Origin of the sequence: Janthinobacterium glycogeni (assembly GCF_051380725.1) — a bacterium.
Classification (GTDB): Bacteria; Pseudomonadota; Gammaproteobacteria; order Burkholderiales; family Burkholderiaceae_D; genus Janthinobacterium.
The window spans coordinates 252,794-272,536 of sequence record NZ_JBNYXP010000007.1 but is presented as its reverse complement, the minus strand read 5'-3'; the positions used below and the strand labels follow the sequence as shown (position 1 = coordinate 272,536).

At 60.7% G+C, this 19,743-nt stretch carries 17 protein-coding genes; 10 read left to right on the top strand and 7 right to left on the bottom strand.

Going from position 1 to position 19,743, the window contains the following annotated elements; all coding sequences use genetic code 11:
- Positions 1 to 72 precede the first annotated feature (72 nt).
- From ACQ4W4_RS18435 to ACQ4W4_RS18425, 3 genes are read right to left on the bottom strand one after another with little or no spacing between them, the layout of a single operon-like run.
- Positions 73 to 2,325, bottom strand: a complete 2,253-nt coding sequence (locus tag ACQ4W4_RS18435) for a RelA/SpoT family protein (protein ID WP_436543209.1) — start codon at positions 2,323 to 2,325, stop codon at positions 73 to 75.
- 32 nt (positions 2,326 to 2,357) lie between these two features.
- Positions 2,358 to 2,708 carry a RidA family protein gene (locus ACQ4W4_RS18430; RefSeq protein ID WP_436543208.1) on the bottom strand — a complete coding sequence of 117 codons (351 nt, stop codon included), beginning with the start codon at positions 2,706 to 2,708 and terminating at the stop codon, positions 2,358 to 2,360.
- 43 nt (positions 2,709 to 2,751) lie between these two features.
- Complete coding sequence (locus tag ACQ4W4_RS18425) at positions 2,752 to 3,633, bottom strand: alpha/beta fold hydrolase (RefSeq protein WP_436543207.1); 882 nt, start codon at positions 3,631 to 3,633, stop codon at positions 2,752 to 2,754.
- 308 nt (positions 3,634 to 3,941) lie between these two features.
- On the opposite strand from ACQ4W4_RS18425, the gene ACQ4W4_RS18420 reads away from it, so the two are divergent.
- Together ACQ4W4_RS18420 and ACQ4W4_RS18415 are read left to right on the top strand one after the other, a co-directional pair.
- The gene (locus ACQ4W4_RS18420; protein WP_436543206.1) at positions 3,942 to 5,243 is read left to right on the top strand and encodes a dicarboxylate/amino acid:cation symporter; all 1,302 of its coding nucleotides are present in this window, start codon (positions 3,942 to 3,944) and stop codon (positions 5,241 to 5,243) included.
- Between the two features lie 235 nt (positions 5,244 to 5,478).
- Positions 5,479 to 5,892: a DoxX family protein gene (locus ACQ4W4_RS18415; RefSeq protein WP_436543205.1), complete on the top strand. Its 414-nt coding sequence runs from the start codon at positions 5,479 to 5,481 to the stop codon at positions 5,890 to 5,892.
- An 8-nt stretch (positions 5,893 to 5,900) separates the two neighbouring features.
- On the opposite strand, the gene ACQ4W4_RS18410 is transcribed toward ACQ4W4_RS18415, so the two are convergent.
- The 3 genes from ACQ4W4_RS18410 to ACQ4W4_RS18400 form a co-directional block, all read right to left on the bottom strand.
- Positions 5,901 to 7,109, bottom strand: a complete 1,209-nt coding sequence (locus tag ACQ4W4_RS18410; RefSeq protein WP_436543204.1) for a phospholipase effector Tle1 domain-containing protein — start codon at positions 7,107 to 7,109, stop codon at positions 5,901 to 5,903.
- A 152-nt stretch (positions 7,110 to 7,261) separates the two neighbouring features.
- Entirely contained in the window at positions 7,262 to 7,912 is a 651-nt protein-coding gene (locus tag ACQ4W4_RS18405; RefSeq protein WP_102294725.1) for a CoA transferase subunit B, read from the bottom strand.
- Between the two features lie 157 nt (positions 7,913 to 8,069).
- On the bottom strand, positions 8,070 to 8,768 hold the full coding sequence (locus tag ACQ4W4_RS18400) for a CoA transferase subunit A (RefSeq protein ID WP_290603951.1): 699 nt from the start codon (positions 8,766 to 8,768) through the stop codon (positions 8,070 to 8,072).
- Positions 8,769 to 8,915: 147 nt separating this feature from the next.
- Here ACQ4W4_RS18400 and ACQ4W4_RS18395 point away from each other — a divergent pair, with 147 nt between their 5' ends.
- Positions 8,916 to 9,482, top strand: a complete 567-nt coding sequence (locus ACQ4W4_RS18395) for a LuxR C-terminal-related transcriptional regulator (RefSeq protein WP_436543203.1) — start codon at positions 8,916 to 8,918, stop codon at positions 9,480 to 9,482.
- Between the two features lie 77 nt (positions 9,483 to 9,559).
- On the opposite strand, the gene ACQ4W4_RS18390 is transcribed toward ACQ4W4_RS18395, so the two are convergent.
- Positions 9,560 to 10,336 carry an SDR family oxidoreductase gene (locus tag ACQ4W4_RS18390; RefSeq protein WP_034752351.1) on the bottom strand — a complete coding sequence of 259 codons (777 nt, stop codon included), beginning with the start codon at positions 10,334 to 10,336 and terminating at the stop codon, positions 9,560 to 9,562.
- A gap of 264 nt (positions 10,337 to 10,600) precedes the next feature.
- Here ACQ4W4_RS18390 and ACQ4W4_RS18385 point away from each other — a divergent pair, with 264 nt between their 5' ends.
- The 7 genes from ACQ4W4_RS18385 to ACQ4W4_RS18355 all read left to right on the top strand — a co-directional run bounded on the left by ACQ4W4_RS18385 (position 10,601) and on the right by ACQ4W4_RS18355 (position 19,642).
- Entirely contained in the window at positions 10,601 to 12,277 is a 1,677-nt protein-coding gene (locus ACQ4W4_RS18385; RefSeq protein WP_436543202.1) for an electron transfer flavoprotein-ubiquinone oxidoreductase, read from the top strand.
- A gap of 230 nt (positions 12,278 to 12,507) precedes the next feature.
- Entirely contained in the window at positions 12,508 to 15,117 is a 2,610-nt protein-coding gene (locus ACQ4W4_RS18380; protein WP_436543201.1) for a tetratricopeptide repeat protein, read from the top strand.
- Positions 15,114 to 16,247 carry a DegT/DnrJ/EryC1/StrS family aminotransferase gene (locus tag ACQ4W4_RS18375; RefSeq protein ID WP_436543200.1) on the top strand — a complete coding sequence of 378 codons (1,134 nt, stop codon included), beginning with the start codon at positions 15,114 to 15,116 and terminating at the stop codon, positions 16,245 to 16,247. Before ACQ4W4_RS18380 ends, ACQ4W4_RS18375 begins: the two co-directional genes overlap by 4 nt.
- Positions 16,244 to 16,993: an LbetaH domain-containing protein gene (locus ACQ4W4_RS18370; RefSeq protein ID WP_436543199.1), complete on the top strand. Its 750-nt coding sequence runs from the start codon at positions 16,244 to 16,246 to the stop codon at positions 16,991 to 16,993. Before ACQ4W4_RS18375 ends, ACQ4W4_RS18370 begins: the two co-directional genes overlap by 4 nt.
- Positions 16,986 to 17,582 (top strand): acyltransferase, encoded by a 597-nt coding sequence (locus tag ACQ4W4_RS18365; protein ID WP_436543198.1) that lies wholly within the window; start codon positions 16,986 to 16,988, stop codon positions 17,580 to 17,582. The genes ACQ4W4_RS18370 and ACQ4W4_RS18365 overlap by 8 nt, the downstream gene beginning before the upstream one ends.
- A gap of 172 nt (positions 17,583 to 17,754) precedes the next feature.
- Positions 17,755 to 18,606, top strand: a complete 852-nt coding sequence (locus ACQ4W4_RS18360; protein WP_099411526.1) for a flagellin N-terminal helical domain-containing protein — start codon at positions 17,755 to 17,757, stop codon at positions 18,604 to 18,606.
- Between the two features lie 184 nt (positions 18,607 to 18,790).
- Positions 18,791 to 19,642 (top strand): flagellin N-terminal helical domain-containing protein, encoded by an 852-nt coding sequence (locus ACQ4W4_RS18355; RefSeq protein ID WP_099411527.1) that lies wholly within the window; start codon positions 18,791 to 18,793, stop codon positions 19,640 to 19,642.
- Positions 19,643 to 19,743: the final 101 nt, after the last annotated feature.

The window sequence follows — 19,743 nt, the reverse complement described above, 5'->3', positions numbered from 1 at the left end:
TATATCGAACAATAATCAGCTAATTTTTAAGACTGGTTTCATTGACCGATATGACATAGCCTGCTTCAAAAATTAGCTCCTCCTTGCCTCCAGCACCCCGCTCACATCCTTGATCACATTCAAGGCTTTTAACAACTGCGCCGTCGAGCTGATCTCTGCCGTAAAGGTCATGCGAGCCTGGCCCTTGGCGCTTTGGGTGTTGACGCCAATCACGTTGATCTTTTCACGCGAAAAGATTTCGGAAATGTCGCGCAGCAAGCCCTGGCGGTCGCCGGCCAGAATGAAGATGTCGACCGGATACACGGTGTCGTGCCCGCCCGTGCTGCCCCATTCCGTGAAGATCACGCGCTCGGGCGCCTTGGCGCGCATTTCCTCGAAATTCTTGCAGGTGGCGCGGTGGATCGACACGCCCTTGCCGCGCGTAACAAAGCCCACGATGCTGTCCGGCGGCGCCGGCTTGCAGCACTTGGCCAGCACCGTCATGAGGCCTTCCGTGCCCACCACCAGCACGCCGGACTTGGCGCCCTGCTCCACGCTGGAAGCGCGGCTTTTGCCGACCAACACGGCGTCTTCCGGCACCACCACTTCGCCATTGTCGTGCAGCGCCTGCTCCACGTGGCGCAGGCTGAATTCATCCTTGCCCACCGACAGGAACAGCTCGTCGACCTTGGCAAAGCCCAGCTTTTGCGCCAGCGCCTCGAGGTTGACGGCTGTCTTGCCTTCACGCTGCAGCGATTTTTCCACCAGCGCGCGGCCATGCGCCAGGGTTTCCTGCATGTCGATGGCGTGGAACCAGGCGCGGATCTTCGAGCGCGTGCGCGTGCTGACGGCGTAGCCGGCGCTGAGCCAGTCGCGCGACGGCCCGGCCGTGCCCGGCGCGCCCTTGGCCGTGATGATTTCACAGGTCTGGCCGTTCTTCAGCTGCGTATTCAGGGGCACCATGATGCCGTCGACCTTGGCGCCGCGGCAGCGGTGGCCCACGTCCGTGTGCAGGTGATACGCAAAGTCGACTGGGGTGGCGCCCACGGGCAATTCCAGCACCCGCGCCTGCGGCGTCATGACGAAGATGCGGTCGTCCAAGGTGGCGGACTTGAGCTTTTCCACCCATTCACGCTGGATTTCTTCCTGCCCCACGACGGCGTCGGCCACCTCCGTTTTCCAGGCCAGCAGCTGGCGCAGCCAGGCGATCTTTTCGTCGTATTTCTGACCGGCAAAGTTCGAACCGCCCTCTTCCTTGTAGCGCCAGTGCGCGGCCACGCCGTATTCGGCAAAGCTGTGCATTTCATTCGTGCGGATTTGCACTTCCAGCGGGCGGCCATCCTCGGCCGTCACCACCGTGTGCAGCGACTGGTAACCGTTCGGTTTGGGCCGCGAAATGTAATCGTCGAATTCCTTCGGGATGGGGGTCCAGATATTGTGGACCACGCCCAGCACCGTGTAGCAAGTCTTCACATCGGCAACGATGACGCGGAAGGCGCGCACGTCGTACAGGGCCGTAAAGTCCAGTTCCTTGCCGCGCATCTTGTTCCAGATGCTGTAAATATGTTTCGGGCGGCCAAACACTTCCGCCTGGATGCCGGCCGAAGCCAGCTCCGTCTGCAGGCGCAGAATCGCCGAGGAAACAAAGCCCTCGCGCATCATGCGCTTTTCTTCCAGCATCTTGGCGATGCGTTTATACGCTTCCGGCTCGATGAAGCGGAACGACAAATCTTCCAGTTCCCACTTCAGCTGCCAGATGCCGAGGCGGTTGGCCAGCGGCGCGTACAAATCCAGCGTTTCCTTGCCGTATTCGCGCGTCATTTCGTTGAACAGCTTTAAATCGGCAAAATAACGCAAGGTCGTTACGCAAGCGGCCAGGCGCACCAGCACGACACGCATGTCGGACGCCATCGCCAGCAACATCTTGCGCAAGGTTTCCACCTGGGCCACGGCCTGCTGCGCAGCATTCTTGCCGCGACCGGCAGCGCCGCCGTGCTGCGCCTGGGTCAGCGCGCGCAAACGGATCAGCTGGCGCACGCCTGTCGCCAGGTCGCACACCTGCTTGCCGAAGCGCGGCTCGATGTCGGCCGCTGTATCGGGTTCCAGCAAGGTCAGCTCGAACATCAGGCCGGCGATGCGTGTTTCCGCATCGCTGCGCAGGAACGCCAGGGTGGTGGCCACGCCGATGGAGAAGTCCAGCGCGGAGCGGCCGGCAAAAGTCTGCTTGTCGCCATACGCTTCGGTGGCATACGCGAGCGCGTCCAGCACGCGCGCGCAGTCCGGCGCACTCAAGCCCTCTACCAGTTGTTCCGAGGTGGCGCTATTCGGGGCCGAGATGGAAACCATGTGATACCTTATAAACTTAACAACTCAATAACTTAGCGCTCTGCAGCGATGATGACGATTTCTACCAAGCAAGCTGGATTGGCCAGTTTCGCTTCCACGGTGGCGCGCGGCGGCGTGTGGCTTGATGCGACCCAATCGTCCCACACTTCGTTCATGCCCTCGAAATCTTTCATGTCGGCGATGTAGATCTGGCACGACAGGATGCAGGTCTTGTCGCTGCCCGCTTCCATCAGCAAACGGTCGACATGGCCGAGCACTTCGCGCGTCTGGCCGACGATGCCTTGCGTGGTGTCTTCCGCGATCTGGCCAGCCAGGTAAATGGTGTTGTTGTGTATCGCTACTTCGGAGAGGCGTTTGCCTACGTGCAGTCGTGTAATTTCCATGCTTCTTCTTTCGGTTGTTTCAAAATCTGTACAGCTGCTGGTGTTACTTGCCCAGCAAAAACTTGCGGGCGATGGCGATCTGGTCGTCGTGGACGAAAGTGGGCGCATGGCCCACGCCGGCGATTTCCACCAGTTGCGCCTTCGGGCCGCGGCCCAGCATCAGCGTGGCCGTCGCGTGCGACAACAAATCGGATTCCGAGCCGCGCACCAGCAAAGTGGGGCAGCGCACGGCATCATACGCGGCCCACAGCATGGCTTCGTCGCTGGCCGCCGATTCCGGCGTGGCCGAACGAAACGGCATGGCCAGTCCCATATCATAGTGACGGCGCCAATGGCCATCCTTATCCTGGCGCAACACATCGACCGCCAGTTTACGCCATTCCGCATCCGTGTGCGGGCCGAAGCTGGCGGACACGTCGCGAACAAAACGCGCGCCCTGCTCGAAGGTTTCGAAACGCAAGTCCTGGCCGATATAGTCGCCGATGCGCTGCAAGGCTTCCGGCGCCAGGGTCGGGCCGATATCGTTCAGCACCAGCTTGCTGATCGGGCTGTCCGGCAACGAGGCCAGGCCCAGGCCGATCAAGCCGCCCATCGAGGTGCCGAACCAGTCCACCGTCTGGCGCTCGCCATTGGCCAGCACGCGCGCCAGCAGGGTCACCATGTCGCTCACATACTGGGGCACGCGGTAGAACTGGGGATTGGCCAGCCAGCCCGAGCGCCCGCGCCCCACCACATCGGGGCAGATCACGCGGTAATCGCTGGCCAGGGCGCGCGCCAGGTTGTCGAAATCGTCCGCCACGCGCGTCACGCCATGGGCGCAGACGAGCACGTTCGGATTGTCGGGCGCGCCCCACTCCTTGTACGACATGCGGTGCAGGCCCGCCGGCGAGATGCATTGCACTGACTTGATGCTGGCTTCGATCATGCGATTCCTTTAACACCGGAGAAAACCTGCTGCGCGTCGATTTTGTCCGGCGTCGTTATTGGGTAGTAAAAAACAAAGAAACCGGCGATTTGCCGGTTGCCTCGCGCGCGACGCTACGGCAGTGTAGCGCAGCGCGGGCAATGCTCCAAGCGCACGGCTGAAATGCTGCGCCGCAGCACAGTACTGGCACGCTGGCCATGGCGCAATACCCGATATAGCGAAACTGCATATCTGCGGTTATCCACAATTGAGCACGCCTGCCAATGGGCGGATGATTCGCAGCATCAACCCGCAAGAGGAGACCACTCGTGAAAAAACCATTCTATAAAATCCTGTACGTACAGGTGCTGTTCGCCATCGTGGCTGGCGTGCTGCTGGGGGTGTTCTACCCTTCGAACGCCGTCGACATGAAACCGCTGGGCGACGGCTTTATCAAACTGATCAAGATGATCATCGCCCCGGTGATCTTCTGTACCGTGGTCTCCGGCATCGCCGGCATGCAGGACGTCAAGAAAATCGGCCGCGTAGGCGGCAAGGCGCTGCTGTACTTCGAAGTGGTCTCTACTTTCGCGCTGGCCATCGGCCTGCTGGTTGCTAACATTTTGAAACCGGGCGCCGGCTTCAACGCCGATCCGGCCCACCTGGACGCCAAGTCGATCGCGCAATACACGCATGCCGAAGGCTTGACCACCGTCGACTTCCTGATGAATATCATCCCGAAGACCTTCGTCGACGCCTTCGCCAAGGGCGACATCCTGCAAGTGCTGTTGATCGCCATCCTGTTCGGCTTTTCGCTGTCCCTGCTGGGCGAGCGCGGCCGTCCCGTCACCAAGCTGATCGACGAGCTGTCGCATGCCATCTTCGGCATGGTCAACATCATCATGAAAGTCGCTCCCATCGGCGCGTTCGGCGCGATGGCCTTCACCATCGGCAAATACGGCCTGGCCTCGCTGATCCCGCTGGCTAAACTGATGGGTTCGTTCTACCTGACCTGCTTCCTGTTCGTCTTCGTCGTGCTGGGCCTGATCGCCAAGTACACGGGCTTCTCCATCGGCCGTTTCTTGCTGTACATCAAGGAAGAGCTGCTGATCGTACTCGGTACCAGCTCGTCGGAATCGGCCCTGCCGGCCCTGATGAAGAAACTCGAGCGCCTGGGCTGCTCCAAGCCAGTCGTCGGCCTGGTCGTACCGACCGGCTACTCGTTCAACCTGGACGGCACCAATATCTACATGACGATGGCCGCCCTGTTCGTAGCGCAAGCCACCAACACGGAACTGACCATCTGGCAGGAACTGACCATCCTGGGCGTGGCGATGCTGACCTCGAAAGGCGCGTCCGGCATCACGGGCGCCGGCTTCATCACCCTGGCCGCCACCCTGGCCGTGGTGCCGACCATCCCCGTGGCGGGCATGGCGCTGATCCTGGGCATCGACCGCTTCATGAGCGAATGCCGCGCGCTGACCAATTTTGTGGGCAACGGCGTGGCCACCATCGTCGTGTCGAAATGGGAAAAGGAACTGGACATGGACAAGCTGCACAGCGAGCTGGCCCATCCCACCCACCCGGCCGACGATGCGTATGTCGCACCGAGCGTGAATATCGTCAAGTAAGCGAGACGTCTTCCTGAAAAGCCCCGCGGAGCGATCCGCGGGGCTTTTTGCATTGCGCGCCAGTTTGTTCGTATCATCAACAATCAGTAAATCATACATCAATATTTAGCATGATGATCAATGAATGAAAAACCATTACAGTACTGTCACCTGTTCGCCGCCAGGCTCCCGCATAATGACATTGCGTTAATGCAAGCCTGACACCGAACCATCCACCTTTTGAATGGAGCACCTCATGTCCCTCACGCCCGCCTTTTACGCCACCTGGTCCCCACGCTTGCTGGGCCTGCTGCGCATCATCCTCGGCTTCCTTTTCCTGCAGCATGGCACGGCAAAACTGTTCGGTGCGCCGCATGTGGCCATGTTCGACGGCTTGCAACTGTTTTCCCTGATGGGTGCGGCCGGCGTCATCGAGCTGGCGGGCGGCACCTTGCTGCTGGTCGGCCTGTTCACGCGCCCCATCGCCTTCATCCTGTCGGGCCAGATGGCGGCCGCCTACTTCATCGCGCATGCGCCTGCCGGCTTTTTGCCGATCCTGAACGGCGGCGAAATGGCTGTGATGTACTGCTTCACCTTCCTGTATTTCGCGGCGGCGGGCGCCGGCGCCTACAGCCTCGATGGATTGCGCGGCAAGGCGGCTAGCATCTGAGCGAGCAACTAGCGGGGACAGAGCAAGGGATAAGGCTTATCGTCGATCACGCCATGGAAGTTCAACTGCCCATGGCGGACAGTCTCCCTCGCAATCAATCCGGCCGAGGCCGCACCATCGTCGGGCTTCGTCCTGTCCTCGCAATGGCTGAACAGATTCCCTGGCCAGTCGCCGATCGACCAATGCGCCACGCCCAGCGGATCGCCAGCCAGCTGCAACGGCGGGAGCGCATAGTCTTGCGCCAGGCCCGCCATCATCCACGCCAGCGACAGGTCGGACAAAGCCCGTGAATCGGCGTAACCACCACCGATATCGGCATGCGATCCGGGAAACCAGAGTTCGCTGACCTGCGTGTAGTTGGCGTTAATGGACGGACACAGCAAAAGAGGATGGAAGCGGCTGCGCTTTTCATCGCGCGACACGGCGTGCAGAATACGCCTAATCGGTGGGTACGAGTCGGACTTGTAGCGGTCGCCTTCCCTGCGATCGTTCAGCTCCTTGCACACCCCGAAGTCCTTGAACAGCGAGCCGGGCACGGTATCCCACACGCCAAGAAACTGCACCTCAGCCGGCTCCATGTGCAGCTGAAAACGCTCATGCAACTCCTTGGCGGCGATCGGCTCCTGTCCGGGCCGCCAAGTTCTCCAGGCGTCCATATAGTCGGCATCGTTCTTGGCCTTGACGACCTCCAGGATGGCATTGCCGCGTTTCAGGCGCTGCGCCATATTGTCCTCCGACCTGGCGGGCACGCCCGCATAAGCGATCAGGCCGGCCAGCGCGCGCGCCTGGTGGGCGCCCCGGCTGAAGCCAAAAATATACAGTTTGTCACCTGGGCGAAACGCCTGCGCGATGAAATCATAGCCGCGCAGGATGCGCGGTTCCATGCCAAAGCCGAGGCTGGCACCCAGCAGCGGACTATCCACGCTGCCCACGCCTTCGATATAGATGCCGCTGGTCTGCGCATCGTTGGCATTGAACACCGCATCAAACACCTGGCGCACGTTGGTCCCGGAGGCGCTGTCATTACGCGTTCCGTCCAGGAACACAAAAATATCTTTCGCCAGTGTAGGGTCACCCGTGAAGGTTTTCTCCGTGATCGCCGGATTGCCATATTCGCCCATTGCCGCACAAGCAGAAAGCAACACCGCCATGCCCACTGCCGCGATACAGCCTGCCAGGTGCCGGCATCGCGACCAACCGCGCCCAATTGTCATCATGATTGCTCCCGGTAAAAGACCTCGACCACCGTGCTCTATTGCAGCTTAGGCAGAAACTCGGAACAGCATTAGACATGGCGCAGACATCAGGTGCCTCGGGCAAAAAAAAAGCGGACATCGCTGTCCGCTTTTTTATGCATGCAACGATCCGTTTATACTGCGGAAACGTCCAGTTCCGCGCCCGTGGCCGCCTGTACCTGTTCCTTGGTCACGCCCGGCGCCAGTTCCACCAGCTTCAGGCCGTTTTCCGTCACGTCGATGACGCCCAGGTCGCTGATGATGACGTCGACCACGCCCACGCCCGTCAGCGGCAGATCGCACTGTTTCAGCAGCTTGTGCGACGTCGTGCCATCCTTGGCCGTGGCCACGTGTTCCATCAGCACGACGACGCGCTTGACGCCGGCGACGAGGTCCATCGCGCCGCCCATGCCCTTGACCATCTTGCCTGGAATCATCCAGTTCGCCAGGTCGCCCTTTTCCGACACCTGCATGGCGCCGAGGATGGCCAGGTTGATCTTGCCGCCGCGGATCATGCCGAACGAGTCGGCCGAGCTGAAGTAGGCGGCGCCCGGCAAGGCCGTCACCGTCTGCTTGCCCGCGTTGATCAGGTCGGCATCGACCTCATCGTCCGTGGGGAACGGGCCGATGCCCAGCAAGCCGTTTTCCGACTGCAAAAACACTTCGATATTGTCCGGCACATAGTTGGCCACCAGGGTCGGCAAGCCGATGCCCAGGTTCACATAAAAGCCATCCTGCAATTCTTTCGCCGCGCGCGCGGCCATTTCGTCACGTGTCCAAGCCATGATCATCTCCCTCAATTTTCGTGGAACGCCTGTCCAAACCTACTGCGCGGCGCGCTTTGCGGCCTGCGATGCTCACCGTACTAAAGTACGGTTGCGCTTCTTAGCCACAAATCACTGCCGCTCGCTACGGTTTTGCCATGCGTAAATCTTCTATTTATTAGTCGGTGCGCACGGTGCGCTGCTCGATGCGTTTTTCCGGGTGCGCGTTGACCACGATGCGGTGCACGAAGATGCTCGGCGTGTGCACCTGGTCCGGATCGATCTCGCCCACTTCGACCAGTTTTTCCACTTCGACGATGGTGATCTTGCCCGCCATGGCCACGTTCGGGTTGAAATTGCGCGCCGTCTTGCGGTAGACCAAATTGCCCGCGCGGTCGGCCATGTAGGCTTTCACCAACGACACATCGGCCACGAGGCTGCGTTCCATCACGTATTGCTCGCCATCGAATTCGCGCAGTTCCTTGCCGTCGGCAACGATGGTGCCCACGCCCGTCTTGGTGAAGAAGGCGGGAATGCCGGCGCCGCCGGCGCGCAGCTTCTCGGCCAGTGTGCCTTGCGGCGTGAATTCCAGCTCCAGTTCGCCGGCCAGGTACTGGCGCGCGAATTCCTTGTTTTCACCCACGTAGGAGGCGATCATTTTCTTGATCTGGCGCGTGGTCAGCAGCTGGCCCAGGCCGAAGCCGTCGACGCCGGCGTTGTTGGAAATGGCGGTCAGGCCCGTCACGCCCGAATCGCGCAAGGCGCCGATCAGGGCTTCGGGTATGCCGCACAGGCCGAAGCCGCCGACGGCGATGGTCTGGCCATCTTGGACGATACCGGCCAACGCCGAGGCGGCGTCAGGATAAACTTTATTCATGGGTGTCCCTCTATCTTTTGTTAAGCTTTGGTCTTGAGTCCATGACTCAGGCAGCGACTCAGCATAAAATACGCGAGTGGAAAGTACAATACCGTAGAACTACCGGCGCCGTGCCGGCCATCCCCCTGTGAGAGTGATACGTATCAGATGAACGCCGCGTCAGCCATCGATTATGAAAGCATCTTCCTGCACGCGCCCGTGGGCATGTGCATGTCGGAAAACCGCATCATGCGCAGCTGCAACGAAGCGCTGGCGGCCATGTTCGGCTATGCGCGCGCCCAGCTCGACGACCAGTCCTTCGAGGTACTCTACCCCACGCACGACGAATTCCTGCGCACCGGTGACCGCATCATCCCCATCATGAACGCCAAAGGCCGCTATTCGGACGAGCGTATCATGCGCCGCAGCAATGGTGAATTGTTCTGGTGCCACGTGACGGGCCACGCCATGCTGCCGCACCAACCGCTGGGAGCGGGCATCTGGACGTTCGAAGATGTCAGCGAGAAACGTCCCGTAACGGCGGAACTGACCCCGCGCGAGCGCGAAATCGCCGCGCTGCTGGTGGAAGGCAAGACCAGCAAGGTCATCGCCCGCCAGATCGACCTGAGCCCCCGCACGGTGGAAATGCACCGCGCCAAGCTGATGCGCAAGTTCGCCGCGTCGACATCGTCGGAGCTGGTGCACAAGCTGGTGGGACTGCAGCTGCAGCGCTAGGGCTGCGGCCATGGTTACTTATCTTTTACGCCGCATAAAACCGTCGCAAGCGGCAGCGCGCAGCAGGTTTTATGGCGTTAAAAGGTGCTCATGCCGCCATCGGCGGAAATGATGGCGCCATTGATGAAATGCGAATCCTCGCCCGCCAGCAGCAGCAGCAGGCCGTCCAGGTCTTCCGGCTTGCCCGGGCGCTTGTTCGGCAGCATTTCGATCAGTTTCTTGCCCTGCTCGGTGGCAAAGTAATCCTCGTTGATTTCCGTGGAAATGTAGCCGGGGCAGATGGCGTTGGTGTTGATGCCATACTTGCCCCACTCCACAGCCATGGCGCGCGTCATGTGCACCATGCCCGCCTTGCTCATGCAATACACGCCGATCTGCGGCAGCACCTGCAAGCCCGCCATCGAGGCGATATTGATGATGCGGTGCTGTTTCTTCGGGTCGCCCTTGGCGCGCGCGATCATGCGCTTGGCCGTTTGCTGGGCCACGAAGAACGAACCGCGCAGATTGGTGTCCATCACGAACGAGTAATCCTCGGGCGTGACGTCGACCAGGCGTTGCGTGGTGGAGACACCGGAATTGTTGACGAGGATATCGATGGGGCCCGCTTCCGTTTCCGCATGCGCGATGGCCGACTTGATGCTGGCAAAGTCGGTCACGTCGAGCGACACCACGTGCGCGGCGCCGCCGTCGGCCTCGATTTCGGCGCGCAATTCCTTCAGGCGTTCGGTGCGGCGCGACGCCAGCACGACCTGCGCGCCGGCCTGGGCCAGCACTTTCGCAAAGCGCGCGCCGAGGCCGCTCGATGCGCCGGTAATCAGGGCAATCTTGCCCTCGAAATTGACTTCTATGCCCACGAGCTACTCCTGTTTTATTTTAGACAACACTTTACGCCGTGCCGATGGCGCAGGGGCAAAATACCCTGCGTCGCACTTGAGCAAAGGTAAACGCCATCATTACACAAAATGGCCGGATTTAGATTGCGGCGAGGGGCAATGTCACGCAAAATGGCGCCAAAGTTGCAATCCTCGTCAAAAACAAGCACACTCGTGCTTAAATTTCCCCGATGATGCTTTAATCCCTATCCTTGCTACCTAATTGAGTGACTATAAATCGAGACCATGACACAGCCTAATAACTTAGTTGAACAGTACGGACCGCGCGAAACCATGGAGTATGACGTGGTGATCGTCGGCGGTGGCCCCGCAGGCCTGGCCGCGGCGATCCGCCTGAAGCAGCTGGCCGCTGAAAAGAGCCAGGAAGTGTCTGTCTGCGTGCTGGAAAAAGGCGGCGAACTGGGCGCGCATATCCTGTCGGGCGCCATCATGGACCCGAAAGCGCTGACGGAACTGATTCCTAACTGGAAAGAACTGGGCGCGCCCCTGAACACGGCAGTGACGGAAGACCGCATCCTGTTCCTGACCGAAACGAAAGCCTATAAAACGCCAGGCTTCGCCGTGCCGGCCTGCTTTGAAAACCACGGCAACTACATCGTCTCGCTGGGCAATGTGGTGCGCTGGATGGGCCAGCAGGCGGAAAACCTGGGCGTGGAAATCTTCCCGGGCTTCCCTGCCGCGGAAATCCTCTACAACGACGACGGCTCCGTGAAAGGCGTGGCGACCGGCAACATGGGCGTCAAGCGCGACGGCCAGCCCGGTCCCGATTTCCAGCTGGGCATGGAGTTGCACGCCAAGTACACCCTGTTCGCCGAAGGCGCGCGCGGCCACCTGGGCAAGCAATTGATGGCCAGGTATGACTTGAATGCCGGCAAGGATCCGCAATCGTATGGCATCGGCATCAAGGAATTGTGGGAAATCGACCCGGCCCAGCACAAGCCGGGCCTGGTGATCCACTCGAGCGGCTGGCCGCTGGACACGAAGACCTACGGCGGCTCCTTCCTGTATCACCTGGAAAACAACCAGGTGATGGTGGGGTATGTGGTCGGCCTGAACTACGAAAACCCGTACCTGTCGCCGTACGAGGAATTCCAGCGCTACAAGACGCATCCGGAAATCCGCAAGTTCTTCGAAGGCGGCAAGCGCATCTCGTACGGCGCGCGGGCGATTGCGGCCGGCGGCCTGCAATCGCTGCCGAAACTGGTGTTTGCCGGCGGCGCGCTGATCGGCTGCGATGCGGGCTTTTTGAACATGAGCCGCATCAAGGGCAGCCACGCGGCCATCAAGAGCGGCATGCTGGCGGCGGATGCGGCCTTCGGCGCGCTGGGCGAACAGCGCCAGCACGACGAACTGACGAGCTACCCCGTCGCCTTTGAACAATCGTGGCTGCATGAAGAACTGCACGTGGCGCGCAACGTCAAGCCATGGCTGTCGAAAGGTTTGTACCTGGGCAGCCTGATGACGGGCATCGACCAGCTGATCTTCCGCGGCAAGGCGCCGTGGACCCTGCACCATTCGCATGGCGACCACGAATGCCTGAAACCGGCGGCCCAGTCGACACCGATCGTGTATCCGAAACCGGATGGCAAGCTGACTTTCGACAAGATGTCGTCCGTGTTCATCTCGAACACGAACCACGCGGAAGACCAGCCGATCCACCTGACGTTGAAGAACGCCAGCGTGCCCGTCGACGTCAACCTGGCCACGTATGCGGGTCCGGAGGCGCGTTACTGTCCCGCCGGCGTGTACGAATTCGTGAAGAACGACGACGGCGCCGAACGCCTGCAGATCAATGCGCAAAACTGCGTGCACTGTAAAACCTGCGACATCAAGGACCCGACGCAAAACATCGTGTGGGTGACACCGGAAGGCGGCGGCGGGCCGAACTATCCGAATATGTAATCGCAAGGTTCCGCGGCACCGGCTGAAAATCGGCCAGAACAGCGCACTCCCATCCGGCAGTGCGCTGTTTTTTTGTCGGAAGGATCAGAATTGCCCGCACTTTGGACCAACTGCAACAGCAAGTGCGCATTCGCGCGGCGTGCGCCAACAAATTCCCCTCGGAAAGTTTCTCACGGGCACTGTCACCAGTTACAATTCCCGTTGCTAAACATTTCTGCCAGCCTCAGCCCATGCACCCGACCCTCCCTCCCGCAGTCTCCCCCGACACCGAATTACAGCAAGCCATCGCTGAACACCAGGCAGGGCGTTTTGCCGAGGCGGAAGAGATTTACCTGTCGATCCTGCAGGCCCATCCCTATCATGCCATCGCCAACCATAACCTGGGCTTGCTGGCCGGGCAAGTAGGCCAGCACGTGGCCGGCCTGCCGTATTTGCGCAAGGCGCTGTCCGTCGCCCCGGACGAAGGCCAGTTCTGGCTGTCCTATGCGCAGGGATTGCTGCAGGCGGGACAGCCCGACGAAGCGCTCGACATCGTCGACACCGCCATCGGCCGCGGACTGGACAATGATGCTTCGCAAGCGCTGCGCCGGCAGGCGCAGGAAGCCGTCGCGCTGGCGGCCCTGTCGCCGTCGCAGCCGGAAATGGACCACATCGTACAGCTGTACCAGGCAGGCCAGCATGCGCAGATGGAAGCGGCCTGCCGGCAATTGCTGGCAAGCTATCCCGACTCGCCATTCGGCTGGAGTGTGCTGGGCACGGCCCTGCAGCTGCAAGGCAAGGATGCCCTCGCCACGCTGCAGCGGACGGTGGAACTGACGCCGCACGATGCGCAGGCGCATGGCCACCTGGGCAATGCCTGGCAAACGGCCGGAAAACTCGATGCAGCCCGCGACTGCTACCTGCGGGCGCTGGAAATCGAGCCGGCGTTCGCCGAGGCGCACTGTAACCTGGGCAACCTGCTCCAGGCGGAAAACCGGCTGGACGAGGCCGTGGCGAGCTACCGCCGCGCCCTTGCCTTGAAGCCGGACTACGCGCTGGCGGCATTTAACATGGGCAATGCGCTGCTGCGCCAGAAACAGTTTGGCGCCGCTGCCGACAGCTTCCGCGCCGCCACCCTTGCATTGCCCGACGACGCCGAAGCGCACAACCGGCTCGGCCAGGCGCTGCACGAAAACAAAAATGTGCAGGACGCCGTGCGCAGCTTCCAGCGCGCGCTGCAAATCAAACCCGATTACCGGGCGGCACGGAACAATCTGGTCGCCGCCTACCTGGCGCTGAAACAGTATCAGGATGTATTGACGTGCCTCAACACGGCCATGGAATCCGAACCAGATGATGAAGAATTGCACTTTCATTTAGGTAATGTCATGCGCACCATGGGCAAAAGCAAGGAAGCGCTGGCCGCGTTCCAGCGCGCCCTGGAAATCAAGCCCGGCTACGCAGCGGCGGAAATCAACCTGTGCTCGCTACTCCATGCCGAAGGCCACCTGGAGGAAGCCATCGCCAGCGGCTATCGCGCACGGACGGTGGCGCCGCATATTCCGGAAAGCCACAGCGGTCTGCTGTTTTGCCTCAGCCATAGCATCGACATCGACGCCCAACGCCTGTTTGAGGAACATTGCCGCTTCGGCGACGCCTTCGACCGCCCGTCCACGGCCGGGACAGCGGAAGGCCAAGGTTTCCACAACGACAACGATCCCGCGCGGCGCATCAGGGTCGGCTTTGTCTCGGGCGACTTCAATTCGCACGTGGTGTCCAATTTCGTCGTGCCCGTGATCGCGCACCTGAGCGCCAGCCCCGGCCTGAGCCTGTATGCCTATTACAACAATACGCTGGAAGACGCCGTCACGCAGCGCCTGCGCGGCTATTTCCCGCATTGGCAAAACATCATCGAGGTGAGCGACAGCAACTTGCAGGAAAAGATCCGCGAAGACGGCATCGACATCCTGGTCGACCTGTCCAGCCATACGGCCTTCAACCGCCTGACGGCCTTTGGCCGCAAACTGGCGCCGATTCAGGTCAGCTGGATCGCCTATCCCGGCACAACGGGCCTGAAAACCATGGATTACTACCTGACGGACCCGCAATTCGACGTCGATGAAAAGTACTTCACGGAAAAAGTCGTGCTGCTGCCCGCCAGCGTGCCCTTCCTGCCATCGTCGGACTCCCCGGAGCTGGTCCGCGCGCCCGCGCTGGGCAACGGCTACCTGACCTTCGGCAGCTTCAATCGGCTCAGCAAGCTCAATCCAGGCGTCATCGCCCGCTGGGCAAAACTGCTGCGGGCCCTGCCCGAAGCGAAAATGCATCTGGCAGCCATGCAAAAGGACAGCGACATCGCCACCTTGCAAGCCTGGTTCGCGCAGGAAGGCATCGCCGCCGACCGCCTGACCTTCCACGGCCGCACCCACCTGGGCGGCTATCTGGCCCTGCACCAGCAAATCGACCTTTGCCTCGACACCTTCCCGTACACGGGCGGCACCACCACGCTGCACGCGCTGTGGATGGGCGTGCCGACGCTGACGCTCAAGGGTACGAGCGTACCGAGCCATGCCGGCGCCTGCATCTTGCAGCATGTGGGTCTCGACGCCTTCATCGCGACCGACGACGACGATTTCGTCCGGAAAGGAATATTCTTGTCTAACAACATCATGCAACTGGCCGTCCTGCGCGCAGACTTGCGCAACCGCATGCAAGTGTCGGCATTGGCCGACTCCCGGGCCATCGCCCACAATATGGAACAGGCTTTCCGCACCATGTGGCAGCGCTGGTGCGGCGGCTTGCCGCCCGCATCGTTTGCCATTGCGCCCGACGACGCCAGCAAGCAGGCGGTGCAGTCATGAGCGCCAAGAAGCCCATTTACGTCACGCAGCCGCTCATGCCGGATTTGCAAGATTTCCTGCCGTATCTGGAAGAAATCTGGGAAAACAAAATCCTCACCAACGGCGGCCCGTTCCACCAGCAACTGGAACAGGCGCTGTGCGACTATCTGGGCGTCAAGCACATCTGCCTGTTTACCAATGGCACGCTGGCGCTGATCACGGCCCTGCAGGCGCTGCGCATCACCGGCGAAGTGATCACCACGCCCTATTCCTTCGTCGCCACCGCCCATTCGCTGCTGTGGAATGGCATCAAGCCCATTTTTGTCGATATCGACCCGCTGAGCCTGAATATGGATCCCGCCAGGATCGAGGCAGCCATCACGCCGCACACCACCGCCATCATGCCGGTGCACTGCTATGGCCGTCCCTGCGACGTGGAACGCATCGAAAAGATCGCCGACAACTATGGCTTGAAAGTCATCTACGACGCGGCGCATGCGTTCGGCGTGCGGCACAAGGGCAGCAGCGTGCTCAATTGCGGCGACCTGTCCGTGCTGAGTTTTCACGCCACCAAGATTTTCAATACCTTTGAAGGGGGCGCGATCGTCTGCCCCGACGCCAAGACCAAGCAACGCATCGACCATCTGAAAAATTTCGGCTTCGTCGACGAAGTGACGGTGGTGGCACCCGGCATCAACGGCAAGATGAGCGAGATCAACGCCGCATTCGGCCTCCTGCAATTGAAGGGCATCGATGCGGCTCGCCTGCAGCGGCGCGCCATCGATGGCCGCTACCGGGAACGGCTGGCGGCCATCGCCGGCATCGACTGCCTGCCGGCGGGAGAGGAAGAATCGGCCAACCATTCCTACTTTCCCATACTCGTCAAGGAAGCCTACGGCACCAGCCGCGACGCACTGTTCCATCTGCTGCGGGACGAGAATATCTATGCGCGCCGCTATTTCTATCCGCTCATCAGCGACTTCCCCATGTACCGCAGCATGCCGACCGCCGCCCACAGCAATCTGCCGAACGCGCTGCAGGCATCGCGGCAAATCATCTGCCTGCCCATCTATCCCGGCCTGGGCCTCGATCAGGTCGATGCCATCTGCGACATCGTCGAGCGGCATGCACAGGCCGGCCTGACTCCATGAATATTTCCACAGACACCGACTTTTTCGGCACCATCGACGACCATCGCTGGGCGGCACAATTTACCGTGCTGTCCTACAAGAACGGCGGCCAGACCCTGATACCGCATGGCTTTTTCCGTAACTGGCTGGGCAATGAGCCGGACTTCGGGCAATTTACCATTGGCCGCTGTTCCGGCATCGGCATCGGTTCGCAAGCCAAATACGATTCGACCGCGCAGCACCTGCAAATCGGGCGCTACGTTTCCGGCGGCGCGAATCTGCGCTTCATCCTCAACGGCCAGCACGACATGCGCACCATTTCCACGTATCTTCTGGCATTGGGCGGCATGGGCCTGGAAAACAGCCCGATTCCCCAATATGCCGATACGGTCATCAAGAACGATGTGTGGATCGGCGACGAGGCGATGATATTGGGCGGCGCGGTCATCGAGAATGGCTGCGTCATCGGTGCGCGCACGCTGGTGCCGCCCAATTTCCGCAGTGAACCCTACGGCGTTTACGCAGGGACGCCGGCGCGGCTGCTGCGCTTCCGCTTCAGCGAGGAATTGCGCGCAGCCCTGCTGGCGCTGGCCTGGTGGGAACTGCCGCTGAGCTGGATACGCGAGAATAATGCGCATTTCCTGCAAAACATGACGGCCGACGACGGCGAGGCGCTGCGCATCATTGCCGAACTGGCAGAAAGCAAGCGCCGCCACCTGGAAGCCGGCACCGGCGCCGCACACCCGCACAAGGATGACCATGTCTGAACTTTTCAATCCCGGCTATTACACCGAAGAAGACTTGCACGGCGCGGGGTTTCGCAGCCTCGGCCACAACGTGCGCATCGCCAGGAACTGCGTCATCATCGGCATCGACAATATCGCCATCGGCAACAACGTGCGCATCGATGGCTACAGCACGCTGGTGGCGGCAGGTGGCCATATCCGCATCGGCAGCTACGTTCACATTGGCGGCGGCTGCTTTCTCTCCGGCGGCGCCGGCATCACGCTGGAAGACTACGCCGGCTTGTCGCAGGGCGTGCGCCTGTACAGCAAGACCGATGACTACAGCGGAGCGAGCATGACCAACCCCACCGTGCCGGCGGAATTTACAAACTGCAAAAGCGGCGCCGTCCACCTGGGCAGGCACGTCATCATCGGCTCGGGCAGCGTGGTGCTGCCCGGCGCGCAGCTTGGCGAAGGCGTCGCCGTGGGCGCGCTCAGCCTGGTCACCAAGTCCCTGCCGGCGTGGGGAATCTATGCGGGCACACCGGCGAAGCGTATCAAAAGCCGCGACCAGGGGCTGTTAATTGCGGAAGAGCAATTGCGCGCGCGGGATGCCGTGAAAAATAGTTAAAAGTATATTTTTAATCATAATTTCCATGGCAATAAAAAATCATCGCAGGCCAGCGGCCAGATAAAAAATATTTCCATGTAGCATTTAATACATAAGCAGAAATAGCCGCCTTGTGCTTGTGAGAGCAGAAAAATAGCGCGTCTCGCTGAATATATCCTACAGGAGCAATACAATGCTGAGCCTTCACACCAATAACGCATCGCTGTCCGCACAAAACTCGATCGCCAAGACCCAATCGCAACTGTCGACCTCGATGACCCGCCTGTCGACCGGCTACCGCATCAACTCGGCAATGGACGACGCTGCCGGCCTGCAGATCGCTACCCGCCTGAAAGCACAGACCAGCGGCATGACGGTCGCCATGAGCAACACGCAAAACAGCACCTCGATGCTGCAAACGGCTGAAGGCGCGTTCGGTGAAGTCACCAACATGCTGGTGCGCATGAAAGATCTGGCCACGCAAGCTGCCGATGCTTCGTCGAACACGGCCGACAAGGACGCCATGCAAGCCGAGTACGACGCACTGGGCCTGGAATTGTCCAACGTGATGAACAACACCACGTTCGGCGGCCAAGCTCTGCTGACCGGCGGCACCATCGCCAGCGCCATGACGTTCCAGATCGGCGCCGCGAAATCGGAAACGATGACCATCAACCTGTCCACCTCGATGGGCAGCGTCGCCACCGCACTGGGTTCGGCCACCGCCAACTTCGCCGGCACCGCTGGCGGCACCGAACTGAAAACCCTGGCCAACACGGCCATCGGCAGCCTGGTTTCGGCCATCGACAGCATCGGCGTGGTACGTTCGGCACTGGGCGCCGCCGCCAACCGCCTCGACCACGTCAACAGCAACCTGTCGAACATCTCGACCAACACCAAGGCCGCTACCGGCCGCATCATGGACGTCGACTTCGCCACCGAAAGCTCGAACATGACCTCGTCGCAGATGCTGCTGCAAGCCGGCACCGCGATGCTGAAACAAAGCAACAGCATGTCCTCGATGGTCATGTCCTTGCTGCAATAATCACCGGCGCCTCGCGCCACATGAAAGCCCCGGCAAACGATTGCCGGGGCTTTTTTTCATGGCGGCGCGCCAGATAAAAAATTTCCATGTGGAATTTAATGAAAGGCGCTCCCCTGTCGCCTTGTAGGGGTGAGGGCAAGAAATTACCTGCCGCTCGACGAATTCACTTACCAGGAGCAATACAATGCTGAGCCTTCACACCAACAACGCATCGCTGTCCGCACAAAACTCGATCGCCAAAACGCAATCGCAACTGTCGACCTCGATGACCCGCCTGTCGACTGGCTACCGCATCAACTCGGCAATGGACGACGCTGCCGGCCTGCAGATCGCCACCCGCCTGAAAGCACAGACCAGCGGCATGACGGTCGCCATGAGCAACACGCAAAACAGCACCTCGATGCTGCAAACGGCTGAAGGCGCGTTCGGTGAAGTCACCAACATGCTGGTGCGCATGAAAGATCTGGCCACGCAAGCTGCCGATGCTTCATCGAACACGGCCGACAAAGACGCCATGCAAGCAGAATACGACGCATTGGGCCTGGAATTGTCCAACGTGATGAAAAACACCACGTTCGGCGGCCAAGCTCTGCTGACCGGCGGCACCATCGCCAGCGCCATGACGTTCCAGATCGGCGCCGCGAAGTCGGAAACGATGAGCATCAACCTGTCCACCTCGATGGGCAGCGTCACGGCCGCACTGGGTTCGGCCAGCGCCAACTTCGGCGCCGCCGGCCTGGGCACCGAACTGACCGCCAGCGCCAACGCCGCCATCGGCAGCCTGGTTTCGGCCATCGACAGCATCGGCGTGGTACGTTCGGCACTGGGCGCCGCCGCCAACCGCCTCGACCACGTCAACAGCAACCTGTCGAACATCTCGACCAACACCAAGGCCGCTACCGGCCGCATCATGGACGTCGACTTCGCCACCGAAAGCTCGAACATGACGTCGTCGCAAATGCTGCTGCAAGCCGGCACCGCGATGCTGAAACAAAGCAACAGCATGTCCTCGATGGTCATGTCCTTGCTGCAATAATCACCGGCGCCGCGCGCCACATGAAAGCCCCGGCAAGCGATTGCCGGGGCTTTTTTTCATGGCGGCGCGCCAGATAAAAAATTTCCATGTGGAATTTAATG

Coding starts and splice junctions, on each gene's coding strand:
- ACQ4W4_RS18435 (WP_436543209.1), bottom strand. CDS start 2,325: ATGGTTTCCATCTCGGCCCCGAATAGCGCCACCTCGGAACAACTGGTA.
- ACQ4W4_RS18430 (WP_436543208.1), bottom strand. CDS start 2,708: ATGGAAATTACACGACTGCACGTAGGCAAACGCCTCTCCGAAGTAGCG.
- ACQ4W4_RS18425 (WP_436543207.1), bottom strand. CDS start 3,633: ATGATCGAAGCCAGCATCAAGTCAGTGCAATGCATCTCGCCGGCGGGC.
- ACQ4W4_RS18415 (WP_436543205.1), top strand. CDS start 5,479: ATGTCCCTCACGCCCGCCTTTTACGCCACCTGGTCCCCACGCTTGCTG.
- ACQ4W4_RS18410 (WP_436543204.1), bottom strand. CDS start 7,109: ATGATGACAATTGGGCGCGGTTGGTCGCGATGCCGGCACCTGGCAGGC.
- ACQ4W4_RS18405 (WP_102294725.1), bottom strand. CDS start 7,912: ATGGCTTGGACACGTGACGAAATGGCCGCGCGCGCGGCGAAAGAATTG.
- ACQ4W4_RS18400 (WP_290603951.1), bottom strand. CDS start 8,768: ATGAATAAAGTTTATCCTGACGCCGCCTCGGCGTTGGCCGGTATCGTC.
- ACQ4W4_RS18395 (WP_436543203.1), top strand. CDS start 8,916: ATGAACGCCGCGTCAGCCATCGATTATGAAAGCATCTTCCTGCACGCG.
- ACQ4W4_RS18385 (WP_436543202.1), top strand. CDS start 10,601: ATGACACAGCCTAATAACTTAGTTGAACAGTACGGACCGCGCGAAACC.
- ACQ4W4_RS18380 (WP_436543201.1), top strand. CDS start 12,508: ATGCACCCGACCCTCCCTCCCGCAGTCTCCCCCGACACCGAATTACAG.
- ACQ4W4_RS18375 (WP_436543200.1), top strand. CDS start 15,114: ATGAGCGCCAAGAAGCCCATTTACGTCACGCAGCCGCTCATGCCGGAT.
- ACQ4W4_RS18370 (WP_436543199.1), top strand. CDS start 16,244: ATGAATATTTCCACAGACACCGACTTTTTCGGCACCATCGACGACCAT.
- ACQ4W4_RS18365 (WP_436543198.1), top strand. CDS start 16,986: ATGTCTGAACTTTTCAATCCCGGCTATTACACCGAAGAAGACTTGCAC.
- ACQ4W4_RS18360 (WP_099411526.1), top strand. CDS start 17,755: ATGCTGAGCCTTCACACCAATAACGCATCGCTGTCCGCACAAAACTCG.
- ACQ4W4_RS18355 (WP_099411527.1), top strand. CDS start 18,791: ATGCTGAGCCTTCACACCAACAACGCATCGCTGTCCGCACAAAACTCG.